We start from the raw sequence: 19,005 nt of genomic DNA, 5'->3' as shown, positions 1-19,005 counted from the left end.
AAGGTAAGCAAGATGGTACAGGTGAGAGCACACCAGCCGATCAACACCGACGGCAGTATCAATCTCGAGGCTTGGCTCGATCACGCGGTCAGTGTCGATCTGGCACTGGATCGCGAAGCCTTGAAAGAGGCCTGCGAGTACGCTCGCGAGGCCGAACAACAAGCCAATGCGGCACAGAATCTGTGGTCGGAAGGTAACTCGACTTTCCGTACCGGGCTTGAGATCGCCGAGATTCTCGCCGACCTCAAACTCGACCAGGACTCTTTGGTCGCCGCGATCCTGTATCGAGGCGTGCGCGAAAATCAGATCAAGTTGCCGGCGGTCAGCCAGCGCTTCGGTCCGCTGGTGGCCAAGCTCATCGACGGCGTGCAGCGCATGGCCGCGATCAGCGATAGCCTGAGCCCGCGTAAATCCTTGGTGCTGGGCACCCAGGGCCAGGTGGAAAACCTGCGCAAGATGCTGGTGGCCATGGTCGACGACGTTCGCGTCGCCCTGATCAAGCTGGCCGAACGCACTTGCGCAATACGTGCGGTGAAGACCGCCGACGACGAAAAGCGCAACCGCGTGGCCCGTGAAGTCTTCGACATCTACGCGCCACTGGCCCATCGCCTGGGCATCGGTCACATCAAGTGGGAGCTGGAGGACTTGTCCTTCCGTTACCTGGAGCCGGACCAGTATAAGCAGATCGCCAAGTTACTCCATGAGCGGCGACTGGATCGCGAGCGCTTCATCAGCGACGTGATGAACCAGCTGAAAAACGAATTGCAGGCCACCGGCGTCGATGCCGACATCAGCGGCCGGGCCAAACACATCTATTCGATCTGGCGCAAAATGCAGCGCAAGGGTCTGGAGTTCAGCCAGATCTACGACGTGCGTGCCGTTCGCGTGCTGGTGCCGGAAATGCGCGATTGCTACACCGCGCTCGGCATCGTCCACACCCTGTGGCGGCACATCCCGAAAGAGTTTGACGACTACATCGCCAACCCCAAGGAAAACGGCTATCGCTCGCTGCACACGGCGGTGATCGGGCCCGAGGGCAAGGTGCTGGAAGTGCAGATCCGTACCCACGCGATGCACGAAGAAGCCGAACTCGGCGTGTGCGCGCACTGGCGCTACAAGGGCACCGACGTCAAGTCCGGTTCCAATCACTACGAAGAGAAAATCTCCTGGCTGCGTCAGGTGCTCGAATGGCACGAAGAGCTGGGCGACATCGGTGGCCTGGCGGAACAATTGCGGGTCGATATCGAGCCGGACCGGGTGTACATCTTCACCCCGGACGGTCACGCCATTGACTTGCCAAAGGGCGCGACACCGCTGGACTTCGCCTACCGCGTACACACCGAAATCGGTCACAACTGCCGTGGCGCCAAGATCAACGGGCGTATCGTACCGCTCAACTACAGCCTGCAAACCGGTGAACAGGTCGAGATCATCACCAGCAAGCATGGCACCCCGAGCCGCGACTGGCTGAACCCGAACCTGGGCTACGTCACCACGTCGCGGGCACGGGCAAAGATCGTTCACTGGTTCAAGCTGCAGGCTCGCGACCAGAACGTCGCGGCCGGTAAAACCCTGCTTGAGCGCGAGCTCAATCGCCTCGGTCTGCCGGCGGTGGATTTCGACAAGCTGGCCGACAAGGCCAACATGAAAACCGCCGAAGACCTGTTCGCCGCCCTCGGCGCCGGGGATCTGCGCCTGGCGCAACTGGTCAACCTGGCGCAGCAACTGGTCGAGCCGGAGCGTGGCAACGAACAGCTTGAACTCATACCGCGCAAGGCCACCGGCTACAAACCGGGCAAGCGCGGCGATATCCAGATCCAGGGCGTCGGCAACCTGATGACCCAAATGGCCGGCTGCTGCCAGCCGCTGCCGGGGGATGCCATCGTCGGTTACATCACCGTGGGTCGCGGCGTGAGCATTCACCGCCAGGACTGCGCCTCGGTGCTGCAACTGAGCGGGCGGGAGCCAGAGCGGATCATCCAGGTCAGCTGGGGCCCGGTGCCGGTGCTCACCTATCCGGTGGACATCGTCATCCGCGCCTACGACCGTTCCGGGTTGCTGCGTGACGTCTCGCAGGTGCTGCTCAACGAGCGGATCAACGTGCTGGCGGTCAACACCCGCTCGAACAAGGAGGACAACACTGCGTTGATGTCCCTGACCATCGAGATTCCGGGGCTGGATGCATTGGGGCGGTTGCTGGGGCGGATTTCCCAGTTGCCGAACATCATCGAAACCCGGCGTAACCGTACGCCTTGATGGTGATTAATGTGGGAGCGAGCCTGCTCGCGAAGAGGTTGTATCAGTCGATATTTTCATTGGCTGACACACCGCTTTCGCGAGCTGGCTCGCTCCCACAGGTTTTTCTGATGGGGGCATGAATGACGTACAGCCTTGAAGATTTATTACACCTGATGAACCGCCTGCGTGACCCGCAGTACGGTTGCCCGTGGGACATCAAGCAAACCTGGGCCACCATCGTCCCGCATACCCTTGAGGAAGCCTACGAAGTCGCCGACGCCATCGAACGCGGTGACTTCGATCACGTGCAGGGTGAGCTGGGCGATCTGCTGTTCCAGGTGGTGTATTACAGCCAGTTGGCCCGGGAAGAAGGGCGCTTCGAATTCGCCGGCGTGGTCGACAGCATCACCCGCAAGCTGATTCGGCGTCATCCCCATGTGTTCCCCACCGCTGATCTGTATGCGCCAGTGGATGTCCCGCGCCTGAGCGAAGCGCAGGTCAAGCAGCGTTGGGAAGAGATCAAGGCCGAGGAGCGCGCGGAGAAATCTTCAGCCCCCGAACAGCTGTCGTTGCTTGATGACGTACCCGCGGCATTGCCGGCGTTGTCACGCTCGGCCAAGTTGCAGAAGCGCGCAGGGCAGGTCGGCTTCGACTGGCCGGACGCCTTGCCGGTGCTCGATAAAGTGCGTGAAGAGCTTGATGAAGTCCTCGAAGCCATGTCGCAAAACGATCCCGAGGCCGTGGCCGACGAGATCGGTGACCTGCTGTTTTCCGTGGTCAATCTGGCGCGGCATCTCAAGGTTGATCCGGAAACCGCACTGCGTGGCGCCAACGGCAAGTTTGAAAGACGCTTTCGTTTTATCGAACAGGCATTGCGCGACACCCGCCGTCCCATGGAAGATTGCACCCTCGAAGAGTTGGACGCCTTGTGGGGCGAAGCCAAACGTCAGGAAAAGAATTTGCCCAGCTGCGGTTGAGCAGTGGCCTAAGTGAGTAATAAGCACCATGAGCATTTCCCTTCGCGACCAGTTGCTCAAAGCAGGGCTGGTCAACCAGAAGCAGGCCAAGCAGGTCAGCAAAGACAAGCAGAAACAGCAACGCCTGGCCCACAAAGGCCAGATCGAGCTGGATGATTCCCAGCAGCGTGCGGCGCAGGAAGCCATGGCCGAGAAGGTCAAGCGCGATCAGGAACTCAACCGCCAGCAACAGGAAAAGGCTGAGGCCAAGGCCCGTGCCGCGCAGGTCAAGCAATTGATCGAAGTCTCGCGCCTGCCGAAACTGACGACCGAGGATTACTACAATTTCGTCGACGACAAAAAGGTCAAGCGCATCTCCGTCAACACCCTGATGCGCAACAAGCTCAGCAGCGGTTCGCTGGCCATCGTGCATCACGCTGGCGGCTACGAAGTGATTCCGCGCGAGGCGGCATTGAAGATTCAGGAGCGCGACCCACAACGCATCGTGCAGCTGAATGTGCAGACCGAAGAAGTGAGTGTCGAGGACGATCCGTACGCGGCCTACAAGATTCCTGATGATCTGATGTGGTAACACGCTGAAGGCTGCAATACGACAAACCCCGCTCATGGCGGGGTTTGTCGCTTTCAATGCTGTGTTTGCCTATGCGGAACGCAATTCGCGTTGCTGCTCCAGGGTTTCCAGTTCGGCCTTGTAGTTTTGCGCGTCGGTCTCGGAATGGAACATCCCGACCAGCAGGTCTTGTTGATGCACGTCCCAGATGCGGATACCGGCGGCTACACCCTCGTGGGATTTATGTGAATCGTCGCGTTCAGTTACTTTTACAGTCATCTGCTAGCTCCAATCTCTGTTATCTGCAGCAAGGCGTGTGCAGGCCTTTGTTATATGTTTTGTTAGTTTGCTAAGTAAATGACTGAGTTTGGTAACGGTTTTTTGCAAAAACGGAAACAGTCCTGCAGCCCGCGGAATCCGCGACATTCAGTCGCAGGGCTTTTGGTTTCATGACAAAAGCTTCATCTTCAGAACGCACCGCAGACCCTTGTAGGAGTGAGCCTGCTCGCGATAGCGGTGGGTCAGTTACCAGTGATGTCGACTGGAATACCTCTATCGCGAGCAGGCTCACTCCTACAGAGGATTTGTGTGTGTCTTGAGGTTTTTCTCAAGGCAAAAAAAACGCCCCGAACCAGTCGGGGCGTTTTCTTGTGCGGCGTTATGGCGGGGTATTACTTACCCTGCCAGCGCTTCAGTACCAGGGTGGCGTTGGTGCCACCGAAACCGAAGCTGTTGCTCATCACGGTGTTGATGGTGGCGTTTTCGCGGGTCTTGGTCAGCACCGGCAGGTCGGCCACTTCAGGGTCGAGCTCGTCGATGTTGGCGGAGCCGGCAATGAAGTTGCCTTCCATCATCAGCATGCAGTAGATCGCTTCGTGAACGCCGGCGGCGCCCAGGGAGTGACCCGACAGGCTCTTGGTGGAGCTGATGGCCGGAGCCTTGTCGCCGAACACTTCACGCACACCTTTCATTTCCGCGACGTCGCCGACCGGGGTCGAAGTGCCGTGGGTGTTCAGGTAGTCGATCGGGGTATCGACGGTGGACAGCGCCTGCTGCATGCAGCGGATCGCGCCTTCGCCGCTCGGGGCGACCATGTCGTAGCCGTCGGAGGTCGCGCCGTAGCCGACGATTTCCGCGTAGATCTTCGCGCCGCGGGCCAGAGCGTGTTCCAGCTCTTCAACCACGACCATGCCGCCACCGCCGGCGATGACGAAACCGTCACGGTCAGCGTCGTAGGCACGGGAGGCTTTTTCCGGGGTGTCGTTGCGCTTGCTGGACAGGGCGCCCATGGCGTCGAACAGGAACGACTGGCTCCAGTGCTCTTCTTCACCGCCGCCGGCGAAGACGATGTCCTGCTTGCCCATCTGGATCTGTTCCATGGCGGAACCGATGCAGTGAGCACTGGTGGCGCAGGCAGAGGCGATGGAGTAGTTCAGACCCTTGATCTTGAACGGAGTGGCCAGGCAAGCGGAAACGGTGCTGCTCATGGTCCGCGTTACGCGGTATGGGCCGACGCGCTTGACGCCTTTCTCGCGCAGGATGTCCAGCGCTTCCATCTGGTTCAGGGTCGATGCTCCACCGGAACCGGCGATCAGGCCGGTACGCGGGTTGGAAACCTGTTCTTCGGTCAGACCCGAGTCGGTGATGGCGTCTTTCATGGCCAGGTAGGCATAAGCTGCCGCGTGGCCGACGAAGCGATAGATCTTGCGATCGATCAGTTCTTCAAGGTTGAGGTCAATGGAGCCGGAAACCTGGCTACGCAGACCCATTTCGGCATATTCCGGGTTGAACCGGATGCCAGGGCGGCTTGCACGCAGGTTAGCGGAGACGGTCTCTTTGTCATTGCCCAGGCAAGAAACGATGCCCAGACCAGTGATAACGACGCGGCGCATGCGGATAACCCTTAGAAGTTGTCAGTGGAGGTGAATACGCCGACCCGGAGGCCTTCGGCGGTGTAGATTTCGCGACCGTCGACAGTCACCGAACCGTCGGCAATGGCCAGGTTCAGCTTGCCCTTGAGGACGCGCTTGATATGAATGTTATAGGTGACTTTCTTGGCCGTCGGCAGGACCTGGCCGAAGAATTTCACTTCGCCCGAACCCAGCGCACGGCCACGGCCCGGCAGGCCTTGCCAGCCCAGGAAGAAACCGACCAGTTGCCACATGGCGTCGAGGCCCAGGCAGCCCGGCATCACCGGATCGCCTTCGAAATGGCAGGCGAAGAACCACAGGTCCGGATTGATATCCAGCTCGGCGACCAATTCACCTTTGCCGTACTTGCCACCTTCTTCGCTGATCAGGGTGATGCGGTCAACCATCAGCATGTTCGGGGCGGGCAATTGCGCGTTACCAGAGCCGAACAGCTCACCGCGACTGCAGCGCAGCAGGTCTTCCCGGGTAAAGGCGTTTTGTTTGGTCATGCGAGCTCCTCAATAGTCCCATGCGGCAGGTGGGGCAAATCTTCCCGGCCGATCGAAGCGTTCATGCCTCGAACCGGCAGCCTACTCATAGACTATTGCGTTGTGGTGAAAGTCACAGCACCAAGGACATGAATGTACACTTGTGCACTGAAATTATTATTCAAGCCCCTTTTCGGGCTTGTTCGGGTGCCTAAGACTGCCGCACTTTCGCCTTTCACGCCAGTCGCAGATGCTCGAAAGGCCTGTACTACTGCACCCATCGCTGCAGAATTTGCTGCAGATCAGTCCGTTTGAACGGCTTGGCCAGGTAATCGTTCATCCCCGCCGACAGACAGGCTTCGCGATCACCCTGCAAAGCGTTGGCGGTCAGGGCGATGATCGGCAGGTCGGTACACCCGGGTAGCTTGCGGATTTGTCGGGTGGCTGCATAGCCATCGATGATCGGCAAGCGGCAATCCATCAGGATCGCTTCGAAAATCAGGCTCTCGGCACTGCGTACCGCCTGCGCGCCGTCGGCGGCGACACTGACCTTGAAACCCAGGCTGCGCAACATGGCTTCGATGACTGTCTGGTTGACCGGGTTGTCTTCGACCAGCAGCACATTGCGCCCTTCGCCGCTGCTGTTGCCGGTTTGCGTGCGCGGGGGCAACAGTGGCTGCGTCTGCTGGTGCAGCGCCAGGGGAATTTCCAGAGTGAATACCGAACCGCGGCCTTCCTCACTCTGCGCGCGCAAGGTGCCACCCATGCGTTCGGCGAGGGTACGGGCAATCGGCAGGCCCAGCCCCGTGCCGCCGTAGCGCCTTGAAATGGAGCTGTCGGCCTGCTGGAAAGCGTTGAACATCAATTCCAGGCTTTGCGCCGGGATACCGATGCCACTGTCGCGCACGGTGCAGGTGAACCACAGCAACTCGTGGTCCAGCGACTGCCACTGCGCCTCGATGGTGACGCGGCCATGTTCGGTGAACTTCAGCGCATTGCCGATCAGGTTGACCAGTATCTGCCGGATACGCGTCGGGTCGCCCTTGACCTGCAGTCCGCGCATGTCATCGGGGATCATCAGTTGCAGGTCGAGATTGCGTTGCGCGGCGCTGTGCTGGAACGACTGGGCGCAACTGCCGATCAGTTCGACGAGGTTGAACGCAATGTGCTCCAGTTCCAGCTCCGAACGTTCGATCCGCGAGAAATCCAGGATGTCGTTGATGACCTTGAGCAAGTGCTCGGTGGATTCCGAGGCCAGCGCTGCGTACTCCACCTGTTCCTCGGTCATGTCGGTGGTTTCCAGCAACTGCAGCATGCCCAGTACGCCATTCATTGGCGTGCGCAGTTCATGGCTCATCATGGCGAGGAAGTCGGATTTGGCGTTGTTGGCCTTTTCCGCTTCTTCGCGGGTCTGGATCAACTGCGCCATGGCCTGATGCTGTTCGCGACTGGCCTGCTCGAGACCGCTGGCGAGGTTGTTGATGTGTTGCGACAGCGCCCCCAGCTCGGTGTCGTCAACAATCGGCAGCGGTGTTTTGTAGTCGCCGTTCTGGATCGCCTTGACCGCATTGCCGATATCACGGATCGGTCGCGACAGGCTGCCCGCCAGACGCCGGGCCACGAAGAAGGTAAACAGCAGGGCAAACAGTGCCAGAATGGCGGCTTTGAGCACGATTTCCTGCTGGCGCCGGCTGAAGGCATCGTTGGACAGCCCGACGATCACCCGGCCGAGATAGTCTTCGGTGGGGGCCGCGCTGGCGGTTTTGCTGCTCTGGAAAAAATCGTTGTGCAACGCGATGCGCTGGAGCCGTATCGGTGCCTGGAACACTTCGAGCTGTTGCGCGCGATTGTGGTGTTCGCTCGGTTGTTCGACGTACACCAGAACCCGGCTGGCACTGTCCTGGATTTCCAGAAAGCTCACGTTGGGCGTGGCCAGCGTGGCCTTGAGCAAAGTTTCGAGCACTTCGATGTTGCCCGAAATCACTCCGTACTCGGTGGCCGGAGCCAGTTGATTGGCGATCAATTGGCCGGTGTGGGTGATTTCCTGGCGCAGATCCTGGATGCGCACGAACGTGAAGAAGCTGATCAGCAACAAGGTCAGCAGCAGAGCAGGGCCGAGGCTGATGAGTTGGGTGCGAGTGTTGATGTCCCAGCGACGGCGCAGGTTCATGGGCGGCGTTCTCCTTCTGCCAGCAGTGTGGCGACTGACGCGTCGTTTATCTCTTCGATACCCAATGAACGCGCCACCTGCGGATTGCTCGCGACTTTGAATCGATGGGGATAGTGCGTGCGCGGCCAGGTGGCCGGTGGCCGGTCGAGCAATTCGTCGAGGATCGCCAGCCAGTCGCTCTGATCGCTGTAGGTGCTAGCCAGGCTTCCGGCCTTGACGAAACCTGCGTTGGGTCCGATCAGCGCCATTTGCCGTGAGTAGCTGCTCAGCAGCAGGTTCTTTGCGGTTTGCGGGTTGTACAGGTCGGCATCGTCCAGGCCCAGCAACACGTCGCTGTTATTCAGCAGGGCCTGTAATGGACGACTGTCATGAATGTTGTCCCAGCGCTGGGTGACCACTTCCAGACCCAAGGGGAGGGCGGCCTGACGCAGCTCATTCAAGAGGAATTCACTGTGGGTGTCGTAGAGCACGCCGATGCGTTTTGCTTGGGGCAACAGGGTGCGGGTCAAGCGCAATTGGCGGTCCAGTGGTGGATCGCTCCATAGCAGGGAAAGGCGCGCAGGCAGGGTGTTGTTCAAGCGATGCCGGGCTTGCAGGCGGCTGATGCGCAACACCAGTGTCGCCGGGCCCTGGGCGTTTTGCAGGCGCCAGTCGAGGCTGGGCAGGTCGAGGAGTATCAAGCGGATGTTTTCTGGCAGTTTGTCCGGTATCGGCAAACTGGCCAGTGTCTGGAATCGTACGGTATCGCGCGGGCGCAACTCGCTCAGGGCCTGGGTAAACGCCCGCACACCGGGGCTGTCTTCGGCCCCCGTGAGCAAAATGTCGGCCGCGTTACTCGCCAGGCTGCCCAGCAGGCCGCTTAGCAACAGGCAAAGTCCTGCCAGCAGCCGGCCCAGGGTCGGCATTCTGCAGGCTGGACGATACGGCATCTTAAAGCTCCAGCTCTGTGCTGAAATACATCACGCGGCGCTGGTCATAATTATTGTCGATGAAGGTGGTTGGCTGATTGTCCAGCCGTTGCTGGAGCACTCCGGCCAGTTCCAGGCTGGCCTTGCCCAAGGCGATACGTTTGGCGAGGCGCGCATCGACCCGTTCGAAGCGGTAGCCGTTGAGTGTGTCATCGCCATAATAGAAAAGCGCACTGTTCCAGCCTTGGCCCCAATCCCGCAGCCATCCGGCCGAACCACTGTTGCTTGCAGTCTGTCTGGCATCCAGCGGGTTGCTGGCGTCGGCATCGACGTAGGCATAGATCAATCGCAGGCGATCGAGGCTGCCGACACGCCAGTCGAGTTGGGTTTCGGCTCCCGTAAAACGCGCTTTGTTGGCGTTGCTGGCGATGTACTGATTGTTGCGCAGGGGTTCACTGATCATGCCGGTGATTTCGTCGTCGAACAGCTTCACGTCGAGCGCCAGCCCAGGTTCGGGAAAATAACCGTTGTAGCCCAGCTCCCGGGAGCGCATGCGCTCTTGATCGAGGTCGCCGGGGCCACGGGTCTTGACGAAATAGCGGGCGCTGGACTGGCCAAAGGCACCGGGTCTGAGGTTGGTGACCTGATAACTCCAGTTGACGTTGTTCTCGAACATGTCCGGCGAACGGATGGCCTCGGAGTAAACCGCACGCAGGCCGTGGCGCGGATTGATCAGGTAGTTGACCGCCATGCGGGGTGTCAGCGAGCTGCCGGTCAACCGGCTGTCCTCGAACATGGCACCGCCTTGCAGCAGCCAGTGTTCGGTGGCACGCCACTCGAACTGGCCGAACGCCCGCCAGATCGTGTCATCGAGAGTGCCATTGAAGTAGGTCTCGGAATCCGCCCGGTCGTAACGATAGTTCATCCCGCTGACCAGCCGCAGGTTATCGGCAAGGCTCAGGGTGTCCTGCAGTTCGAGGTCGTAGCGCGATTCCCGGGTGCTCTGGTCGATGTCGCCGCAAACGGTCTGGCTCGCGCCGTTGCGCCATTGATCGAGCACCTGGTTGGCCAGCGTCTGCTCGGCGGGTGTGCCGGCCGGCGCACCAGGACCGATGAAACGCGTGATGTTGCGGGCCAGGCGCTCGGTGTAGTTCGGGTTCAATTGCCAGAGTTCGGTCAGTTGCGGGCTGAACGAAATTTCTGCGTCGCAGGCGCGCCAGGTTTGCTGGCGATCCCAGTGTTGCGCCGAACCCTGGATATAAAGGCTGTGGTCGGGATTGACGTCCAGATTCCAGCGCAATGACCCGGCGTAGTCCTTGGCGGTGACGTCAGAATTGTCACCCGCACGGGTAATCCCCGAGAACACCGGGCGGTAGGTATAGGGTCGCTGGTTGGTGCCGTCCTTGGCATTCAATTGCCAATCGAGGCTTTGCCGTTCGTCAAGGCTCTGGCTGACGGCGAGGTTAAAGCGATCGAGGCGACGACTGTCATGGTAGTCCGCGCCGGTTCGGTCGGTGTCGAAGCCATCGTCTTGCTGGCCAGACAGGGACAGGCGCAAGTCACCATCCTCCCAGCCCGTGCCCTGGCTGGCGTAAAAGTCGTTGATGCCGCGCTGGCCCTGGGTGACCTTCACGCGCGTACCGTGACTGTCGGCCGGCCGCAGGGTAATGATGTTGACCACCGCCATCAGGGCATTGGCGCCGTAGCTGACAGTATTCGGCCCGCGAAAGACTTCGATGCGCTCGATGTCTTCCATGGCCACCGGAATGTCGCTCCAGTCGACGGTGGCCAGGCCGGCGCGATACACCGAGCGCCCGTCGATCAGCACTTGCATGCGCCGCGCTTGCGTCGCGTTGGTGCCGTGGTAGTTCACCGCCGCCTGGTTGCCACTGATGTTGCCAACCATCATCCCCGGCACCAGGCGCAGCAGTTCGCTGATGTCGCGGGCACCGCTGGCATGGATCAGGGCGCTGTCGATCACCGTCATGCTTCCCGGCACGGCCGCCGGCGACTGCTTCAGGCGCGTGGCGGTGAGCACTTGCGGCAGCGGTTCGCTGTCCAGGAACAAGTCGTCGGCCAGCACTGGCGAGCTGAAAATCAGCGCCAGTACCAGAGGCGAATGCGGTGAAGGGGAGCCCGGAGACACAACACATCCCTGTCAGTGATTGATGGCGCGCATGTTAACCGAGCTGAGTGACTTTTCCATTCACGATGTCTGCATTTTCCTCGGTTTTATTGGTCTTCTTCCTACGGGTGCAGGTATTTGATGCCGGGGCTGGCCGCCGATGGGCTGCCCCGTATAATGCTGACATCGCCACTGGTATGGATTAACGGATTGCATATGACTGAACAGCGCCCGATTGCGGTCCTGGGAGGCGGAAGTTTTGGAACCGCCGTGGCTAATCTGCTGGCCGAGAACGGGCATCAGGTTCTTCAGTGGATGCGTGACCCCGAACAGGCCGAGGCCATTCGGGTCAATCGCGAGAACCCGCGTTACCTCAAAGGCATCAAGATTCTGCCCGGCGTCACGCCGGTCACCGACCTGCAAGCCACCCTGGACGCCTGCGACCTGTGTTTCGTCGCATTGCCCTCCAGCGCGCTGCGCTCGGTGCTGGTGCCGCACGCAGAACGCTTGACCGGCAAATTGCTGGTCAGCCTGACCAAAGGCATCGAAGCCCACACGTTCAAGTTGATGAGCGAGATCCTCGAAGAGATCGCCCCGCAGGCGCGCATCGGCGTCCTGTCCGGGCCTAACCTTGCCCGTGAAATCGCCGAACATGCACTGACTGCCACGGTGGTTGCCAGTGAAGACGAAGAGCTCTGCCAGCAGGTTCAGGCCGCACTGCACGGCCGTACCTTTCGTGTGTACGCCAGCGCCGACCGTTTCGGCGTGGAGTTGGGCGGGGCGTTGAAAAACGTCTACGCGATCATCGCCGGCATGGCGGTGGCGCTGGGCATGGGCGAAAATACCAAGAGCATGCTGATCACCCGGGCATTGGCGGAAATGACCCGCTTTGCGGTGAATCAGGGCGCCAACCCGATGACCTTCCTGGGGCTGGCGGGCGTGGGCGATCTGATCGTGACCTGTTCGTCACCCAAGAGCCGCAACTATCAGGTCGGCTTCGCCCTCGGCCAGGGCCTGAGCCTGGACGAGGCCGTCACACGCCTGGGCGAAGTCGCCGAAGGGGTCAACACCCTTAAGGTGCTCAAGGCCAAGGCTCAGGAGGTTGGCGTGTACATGCCGCTGGTCGCCGGGCTGCACGCGATCCTGTTCGAAGGCCGCACGCTGGAGCAGGTCATCGCTCTGTTAATGCGTGGCGAGCCGAAAACCGACGTCGACTTTATTTCCACCAGTGGTTTCAACTAATCACGCTTACCAGAAAAGCAGGGAGTTGCGCATGAACGATCCAAAAGTAGAAGCCAAGTACGAGTCCATCCTGCTGCGGGTGCTGTGGATGATCGTCTTCGTGCTGGTGTGGCAAGTGGCGCAGTTCATCCTCGGCGCTGTCGTGCTGGTGCAGTTGATCTATCGTTTGTTCTATGGCGCCCCAAGCGCCAGCTTGATGAATTTCGGCGACAGCCTGAGCCAGTTTCTGGCGCAGATCGGTCGTTTCGGCAGCTTTCACAGCGACCAGAAGCCCTGGCCGTTCGCCGACTGGCCGACGCCGCGTACACCGGAAGGTGAGGCGCCGCATGTCGTGGCACCGGCACCGCATCCGGCCCGAGATGAGGAACCCAAGCTATGAAACTCTGGGTATTGCGTCATGGTGAAGCCGAGCCTTACGGCACGCGACCCGATTCCGAACGGGCACTGACCGACCACGGCCGCAAGGAGGTGTTGAGCAGCGCGGCGCGGTTGATGGGCCAGCCGCTGACGGCGATCTATGCCAGCCCCTACCTGCGTGCACAGCAGACGGCGCAACTGGTCCGCGAGGCGTTGGGCTTCGAGCCCGAGATCCGCACCGTAGATTGGCTGACCCCGGAAACCGACCCGGACAAAGTGGCCGAGCAACTGGTATCGGTGAGCAACGTCCTTTTGGTCAGCCACAACCCGCTGGTAGGGCATTTGTTGAGTTACCTGCAACATGGTGCCGGGCATCCGCCGGAAAAAGTCAGCACCGCCGGGTTGGCCGAACTCAAGGGCGATGAGTTGCTGATCGGGTCGATGAAGCTCGACAGCATCAAGCACCCTTAACACCGCTTTTCTGTGGGCGCGTGGCTTGCCCGCGAAGGCGTCGACTCGGTTTACCTGATAAACCGCGGCGCCTGCATCGCGGGCAAGCCACGCTCCCACAGGTACGTCATAAACCGAAAAGTTTTGTATGAAATAGTCAACCAAGCACTTGCTTGGTTGGCTACGCTTGCTCCAGACCAAAATCACAGGAGCGAGTCGCATGTCTGCTGCTTTTCGTTTGCCACTGGACGTTTTCTACGAGCGTGAGGCCCGTCATCCCCGTCAGCGCTTTCTGGTCCAGCCTGTCGGAGGCGGCCAGGTCGAGACCTTGACCTGGGCGGACGTCGGCCACCAGGCCCGTTGCGCGGCCCATTGGTTGCGAGCGCGGGAACTGCCGCAGGGCAGCCATATCGCCCTGATCTCGAAGAACTGTGCGCACTGGATCATTGCCGACCTGGCGATCTGGATGGCCGGGCATGTGTCGGTGCCGTTATACCCCAACCTCACCGCCGAGACCGTTGCCCAGGTACTCGAACATTCGGAAGCGGCGCTGGCATTCATCGGCAAGCTCGACGACTGGCCGGGCATGTCCCGTGGCATCAGCCCTGACCTGCCGACCATCAGCCTGCCGCTGCATCCGTCGGGTACGTTCGATTTCAGCTGGGCCGACTTGCAACTCAGCTCGCCGATCCAGGACGATCCGAAACCTGCCGCCGATCAACTGGCGACCATCATTTACACGTCCGGCACCACGGGCATGCCAAAGGGCGTAATGCACAGCTTCGGCAATCTGGGGTTCGCCACCACACGCGGCACTGCGTTGTTCGGCCTCAACGAGTCGGACCGGTTGTTGTCCTACCTGCCTCTGTGCCACGTTGCCGAGCGGATGTTCGTCGAACTGGCGTCGATCTATACCGGCCAAACGGTGTTTTTCGCCGAGAGCCTGGATACCTTCCTCACCGATCTGCAGCGTGCGCGCCCGACCGCACTGTTTGGTGTGCCGCGTATCTGGACCAAATTCCAGATGGGTGTGTACAGCAAGATCCCGGCAAAACGTCTCGACTTTCTGCTCGGCCTGCCGATCATCGGCAAACGGGTCGGGCATAAAGTCCTCGCCGGGTTGGGGCTGGATGCGTTGCGCATCGCGTTGTCCGGCGCAGCTCCGGTGCCGCAGACCTTGTTGCAGTGGTACCGCAAACTGGGACTGGATGTGCTGGAGGTCTATGGCATGACCGAGAGTTGCGGTTACTCCCACATTTGCACACCGGGCCAGAACAAACCGGGCTGGATTGGCAAACCGTGCCCGGAAGTCGAAGTGCGGATCGCCGAGACGGGGGAGGTCATGGTGCGCAGTGGTGCGACCATGCTCGGGTATTACAAGGAACCGCAAAAAACCGCCGACACCATTACCGAGGACGGCTTCCTGCGCACCGGCGACAAGGGCGAGGAGGACGCCGAAGGCAATCTGCGCCTGACCGGGCGCCTGAAGGAAATCTTCAAGACCAGCAAAGGCAAATACGTGGCTCCGGCACCGATTGAAAATCGCCTGGCCGTGCATTCGCGCATCGAACAGGTCTGCGTGGTGGGCGATGGCTTGAGTGCGCCGCTGGGTTTGTGCGTGTTGTCGGCGGTCGGCCAGCAGGATGCCGGCGGGGCCGCGCGCGCCGGCCTGCATTCGAGCCTGGAAAAACTGCTGGAAGAGGTCAATGCTGCCCTCGACAAACATGAACAACTGCGGCGCCTGGTGGTGGTCAAGGACAGTTGGGCCGTGGAAAACGGCTTTCTCACCCCGACCCTGAAGATCAAGCGCAACGTGATCGAAGCGGCCTACGGTGAGCGCTTTGAGGAATGGAGCGAGCGCAGCGAAGCGGTGCTGTGGCAGGATTGATTCACCAACAAAACCAACAAGGAAACCCTGCGATGAGCCTGTGGCGCACCACTCCCAACATCGAGCAGTTGAACGCAATCCAGAAAAACACCATTGGCGAAGTGCTGGACATCCGTTTCGAAGCCTTCGACGACGAGTCCCTGACCGCCAGCATGGTCGTCGATCACCGCACCCATCAGCCCTACGGCTTGCTGCATGGCGGTGCCTCGGTGGTGCTGGCCGAATCGGTCGGCTCAATGGCCAGCTACCTGTGCATCGATGCCAGCAAGTTCTATTGCGTGGGCCTGGAAATCAACGCCAACCATTTGCGCGGCCTGCGCAGCGGGCGGGTGACGGCGGTGGCCAAGCCGATCCACATCGGCCGCACGACCCATGTCTGGGACATTCGGCTGACCAGCGATGAAGGCAAGGCCAGTTGCGTGTCGCGGCTGACCATGGCGGTGGTGCCGTTGGGGGAAACACCGCCGAGCAGTTCATAACGTGACGACTCTCTCTGCTGGCAGATTCAAATGTCGTGGACGCTGTGACGCCGGGTGATAGTTCTGTCGGGAAATATGGCTTCTGTCGTCTGAACGTCCGCACTCATGCTGTTCGCAACTTGTGGGTTAAGTTGACGATACCCATCCTGAGCGGCCTGCATGATCGCGCCTCGATATTCGGTAGCCGCAGAGAGAATGCCGCTTGCACCACCGCTCAGGATGGTTGCCAGCGCCCCTCGCTCGGAGTTGGGTAGTGCGGTTGCCAGTTGGGTGATGGCTTCAACGGCCCTCGCCGCACCGTAGCTGTACACAGACCCGGTCACCCTGCCGGCCGACCAATATAGGGTATCGAGCGGCGGCGGTGTCTGTAGCGAGAGGGAGCCTGCATTGTGCCTGGTTCCCGGATGAAGGCCTCGCAGCCATGTGCCGATGAATCCATCTATCCCCTCCACCATGGGAGATAGATAAGAACGACAAAGCCGAGTTGGAGGATCTCGCAATAAAACTAGGTGTGGCTGTAGAGGACCTAACCTATGAAAAGCTCACTTCCCGGGTAATAGAGTTCTCATCCGAGCGCTTTAGTAACGATCGCTTGAGCAATCGGCTGTCTGACCTCTGTGGGTTGGTAAGGACTGCTTGGGACTGGCTTGGATCATTGCTTCAAATGGAAACATTCCTTGGGGTAGTCTGGTTCACGATTACTGAGTCACTGACGAATGCCATCTTTGCCTGGTGGATTGTCGGTATCGGGTTGTTCTTTTGGATTGTTGAAGTGCCTTTTGCTTTGGCCTGCCGACTTTTGACGGACCGCTACCCAGGTCAAGCCAAAAAAGCCAGAAAGGCTACGGCCGAATTCCTTAGCATACGGTGGAAGCAGAGTTCTTCGTCGGAGGATGAAGTGTGAACTCAAGCTGGGCCCCAGCAAGCCTAACGATTGCCAATATGAAGCTTCTCGATAGACCGTTTTCGACCCAGAGTGTGTAAAACGGGCTCGTGGTTTCGAAGTCTACGTTCCTACGTGGAATCAGGCGAAGCCCCGCAACTCAGCAAACCTGAATTTTACCCAGGAGTGCGATTTTTCGCGTGATCTCGGGCAAAGCGTCAATCCAAATCGTTTTTACACAGCCTCGACCAAAAGCGGCCGCTCAAAGTCTACTGCAGAAATGTGGGCGATTCAGTCGATTTTCAGACGCGTCACGGTACTCATGAGAGTTCCTTTTTCAGTAAAGATAGAAGCTCGGTAAGTCTAGCCATTCAGATGTTCGAAAAATAGAAAGCTTGAACAGCAGTACGACGATACCGCATAGGCGGTACCAATGATGGCTATCGTTTTTGCATTACTGAACAAGTCGTGGTGGTGTAATGGCGCCATACGCCGGGCCAATGCCACTTGAGTTGAGAGGAGTGCACTTTGTACTCATTTCACCTTGAATGTATTTTGCCGATCCTCCAACCGCTAAGTCGATGTGGAGGCAAGCAAAAGCCACAATGGGAACAGACGAATGAGTGGATACATCTACAACGATCGGAATCGTAACATACTCGCAACTTTTGTTCCCTGCCGCACTGCAGTCATTTACCGAGCTGAAAACTGTATTTTGAGTGCCCGGCTGAATCCAGGTATTAGTCCCGATACTGAGTGGTGTTGGGTTTCCTTGAGTAATAAGATCTCTTATTGTTGGAACGTTATTGGTGTCTTGAGTAAATGATGTCCACTGCCCAGATTCGCATGGTCCGTAATGATAGGCTGATCCAATTTTAAATACATAGGGCTTTCCCGTGGCAGGGTCATTTATCGGTTGATTTGAGCTTGAATTCCAAAAATTATCGTACATACATTGAGTCATTGCGATGGGGAGAAGCCCCTGCGCAACGGTTCCGGGGCTTGATATTATCGCAGTAGCAGTGGAAGTAATAGGTACGGTGTCAATACCAAAAATGCGGGCAAAAAAAGTATTTACAGGTCCGCCGTTTAGGCCTGTATCTTTTTTGATAGTCACTTGCACAGCTGGAAAATGTGATGCACCCGGAAAGGCTTGCATGCCACTTGAAGGGTTTGTAACATTCCAGTAACCGGTTACGATACTACCGTTGGTTATCGTGGCGTTTTCGGTTTTATTTAGTGCAAGCGCCGTATTTGCGCGACTAGATGCTGTGGTGAAATCTGGTGCGCTGCTAGTTGAGTTTCCACATTCAATGCGTGGGTATAGACACCCCGTACCTGCAAGAGCCGTGGCGTCAGCGGCGTTTTGAAGTTCGTTACGCACAACGTAAGCATAAGCATAATCTATAGCCAATGCTGAAAAACCCAATAGTATGGGCAGTGCAAGGACAAACAAAATCAACACTGCGCCTTGCTGGTTTCTCTTAATCTCAATATGGCCTGCTATTTTTCTTTGGCTATATTGGCGTGTGGTAATGCTTTTAGTTTCAATCGCTGTGCACATGGTGAGCATCCTAAATTGAAGTCACTCATTTAGCATCACTGTTGTCGCCGACAAGTTCATGGGGTTATCGACTACATGGAGGATGCCGCCAAGAATCATAGTGGAGTATTGGTATGAAACCTGGACAGTGAGTGGCGTTCCAAAAAGTCCTCCAGCCCCTTGCGGAACACTTACCACCGGGGTGACGGAAGAACCAAATGTTATCAAGTGAGAACCTAGATAATTATTGGCAACACTCTGAATTTGAGCGGTGGTGAGTTTCGGCGATTTTAATACTATGCCGGCTCTTGCTGCTTCTCGGCTGGCATTTGTTATTATGGATTTGTTATAAAGGGCAATGCTAAATTCTATAATTACAAATATGATTAGAAAAAGAACTGGCAGCACGAGCGAGAGTTCGATAGCGGCAAGTCCTTGTTGTTTTTTTCTCATGCTACCCACCTTTGCTACCTGAACCTTTTTGTACGACAATGCATGCTCTAGACTTGCATGCGCCACTTAACTGGTGACTTCGTTGCTTCGTAAACGATCAGCCGTTTACGTATTTACCATAGATTCATTTGGCCAAAAGTAAAGCCTGTCTAACGTTAATTTGTGGGGTTTTTGGTTGTGTAGTTGGCTGCTGAAGAAACTGCCGCAGAAGCCAGCTCTCACTCGATCTGACGCATTATCGATAGAAATCAACAATATAAGTAAGTGCGCGATACTCACCCATCAATCGAGGGTTTATTTCAAATCGCTCCATGGGACTGTAGCTATCCAAGTTTTTGCAATAT

At 58.3% G+C, this 19,005-nt stretch carries 16 protein-coding genes; 8 read left to right on the top strand and 8 right to left on the bottom strand.

Translation table 11 applies throughout. The annotated features are described in order from the left end of the window. Positions 1–12: 12 nt before the first annotated feature. From relA to AC1DVE_RS22225, 3 genes are all read left to right on the top strand, one after another. On the top strand, positions 13–2,256 hold the full coding sequence (gene relA / locus AC1DVE_RS22235; RefSeq protein ID WP_223456116.1) for a GTP diphosphokinase: 2,244 nt from the start codon (positions 13–15) through the stop codon (positions 2,254–2,256). A 122-nt stretch (positions 2,257–2,378) separates the two neighbouring features. Continuing rightward, positions 2,379–3,215 (top strand): nucleoside triphosphate pyrophosphohydrolase, encoded by an 837-nt coding sequence (gene mazG / locus AC1DVE_RS22230; protein ID WP_223456117.1) that lies wholly within the window; start codon positions 2,379–2,381, stop codon positions 3,213–3,215. Positions 3,216–3,243: 28 nt separating this feature from the next. Further along, positions 3,244–3,786, top strand: coding sequence for a DUF2058 domain-containing protein (locus AC1DVE_RS22225; protein WP_007988773.1), 543 nt, complete (start codon positions 3,244–3,246; stop codon positions 3,784–3,786). 69 nt (positions 3,787–3,855) lie between these two features. Here the strand turns inward: AC1DVE_RS22225 and AC1DVE_RS22220 are convergent, their stop codons facing one another. The 6 genes from AC1DVE_RS22220 to AC1DVE_RS22195 all read right to left on the bottom strand — a co-directional run bounded on the left by AC1DVE_RS22220 (position 3,856) and on the right by AC1DVE_RS22195 (position 11,387). Beyond that, positions 3,856–4,044 (bottom strand): hypothetical protein, encoded by a 189-nt coding sequence (locus AC1DVE_RS22220; RefSeq protein WP_223456119.1) that lies wholly within the window; start codon positions 4,042–4,044, stop codon positions 3,856–3,858. 392 nt (positions 4,045–4,436) lie between these two features. Further along, positions 4,437–5,657, bottom strand: a complete 1,221-nt coding sequence (gene fabB / locus AC1DVE_RS22215; protein ID WP_223456120.1) for a beta-ketoacyl-ACP synthase I — start codon at positions 5,655–5,657, stop codon at positions 4,437–4,439. Between the two features lie 11 nt (positions 5,658–5,668). Next, a complete protein-coding gene (fabA, locus tag AC1DVE_RS22210) occupies positions 5,669–6,184 on the bottom strand; it encodes a 3-hydroxyacyl-[acyl-carrier-protein] dehydratase FabA (RefSeq protein ID WP_223456121.1) in 516 nt (171 codons plus the stop codon). A 247-nt stretch (positions 6,185–6,431) separates the two neighbouring features. Further along, a complete protein-coding gene (locus AC1DVE_RS22205) occupies positions 6,432–8,333 on the bottom strand; it encodes an ATP-binding protein (RefSeq protein ID WP_223456122.1) in 1,902 nt (633 codons plus the stop codon). Beyond that, positions 8,330–9,262, bottom strand: a complete 933-nt coding sequence (locus tag AC1DVE_RS22200) for an ABC transporter substrate-binding protein (RefSeq protein ID WP_223456123.1) — start codon at positions 9,260–9,262, stop codon at positions 8,330–8,332. The genes AC1DVE_RS22205 and AC1DVE_RS22200 overlap by 4 nt, the downstream gene beginning before the upstream one ends. A 1-nt stretch (position 9,263) precedes the next feature. Next, positions 9,264–11,387: a TonB-dependent receptor plug domain-containing protein gene (locus AC1DVE_RS22195; protein WP_223543582.1), complete on the bottom strand. Its 2,124-nt coding sequence runs from the start codon at positions 11,385–11,387 to the stop codon at positions 9,264–9,266. A 195-nt stretch (positions 11,388–11,582) separates the two neighbouring features. On the opposite strand from AC1DVE_RS22195, the gene AC1DVE_RS22190 reads away from it, so the two are divergent. The 5 genes from AC1DVE_RS22190 to AC1DVE_RS22170 all read left to right on the top strand — a co-directional run bounded on the left by AC1DVE_RS22190 (position 11,583) and on the right by AC1DVE_RS22170 (position 15,782). Then, positions 11,583–12,608 carry an NAD(P)H-dependent glycerol-3-phosphate dehydrogenase gene (locus tag AC1DVE_RS22190; protein WP_033063470.1) on the top strand — a complete coding sequence of 342 codons (1,026 nt, stop codon included), beginning with the start codon at positions 11,583–11,585 and terminating at the stop codon, positions 12,606–12,608. 31 nt (positions 12,609–12,639) lie between these two features. Beyond that, a complete protein-coding gene (locus AC1DVE_RS22185) occupies positions 12,640–12,987 on the top strand; it encodes a DUF4389 domain-containing protein (protein ID WP_007974561.1) in 348 nt (115 codons plus the stop codon). Further along, on the top strand, positions 12,984–13,436 hold the full coding sequence (sixA, locus tag AC1DVE_RS22180; protein ID WP_223456125.1) for a phosphohistidine phosphatase SixA: 453 nt from the start codon (positions 12,984–12,986) through the stop codon (positions 13,434–13,436). Before AC1DVE_RS22185 ends, sixA begins: the two co-directional genes overlap by 4 nt. A gap of 199 nt (positions 13,437–13,635) precedes the next feature. Further along, complete coding sequence (locus AC1DVE_RS22175) at positions 13,636–15,303, top strand: AMP-binding protein (protein ID WP_223456126.1); 1,668 nt, start codon at positions 13,636–13,638, stop codon at positions 15,301–15,303. Positions 15,304–15,335: 32 nt separating this feature from the next. Further along, positions 15,336–15,782, top strand: coding sequence for a hotdog fold thioesterase (locus tag AC1DVE_RS22170; RefSeq protein ID WP_223456127.1), 447 nt, complete (start codon positions 15,336–15,338; stop codon positions 15,780–15,782). Positions 15,783–17,119: 1,337 nt separating this feature from the next. Here the strand turns inward: AC1DVE_RS22170 and AC1DVE_RS22165 are convergent. Further along, positions 17,120–18,229, bottom strand: a complete 1,110-nt coding sequence (locus tag AC1DVE_RS22165; RefSeq protein ID WP_223456128.1) for a TadG family pilus assembly protein — start codon at positions 18,227–18,229, stop codon at positions 17,120–17,122. A gap of 21 nt (positions 18,230–18,250) precedes the next feature. Then, complete coding sequence (locus tag AC1DVE_RS22160) at positions 18,251–18,661, bottom strand: TadE/TadG family type IV pilus assembly protein (RefSeq protein WP_223456129.1); 411 nt, start codon at positions 18,659–18,661, stop codon at positions 18,251–18,253. Between the last annotated feature and the right edge of the window lie 344 nt (positions 18,662–19,005).

It is taken from the genome of Pseudomonas sp. P4_B4 (assembly GCF_056402255.1).
Note: the sequence above shows the minus strand (reverse complement) of the source record. Positions and strands in the feature narration are given on the sequence as shown.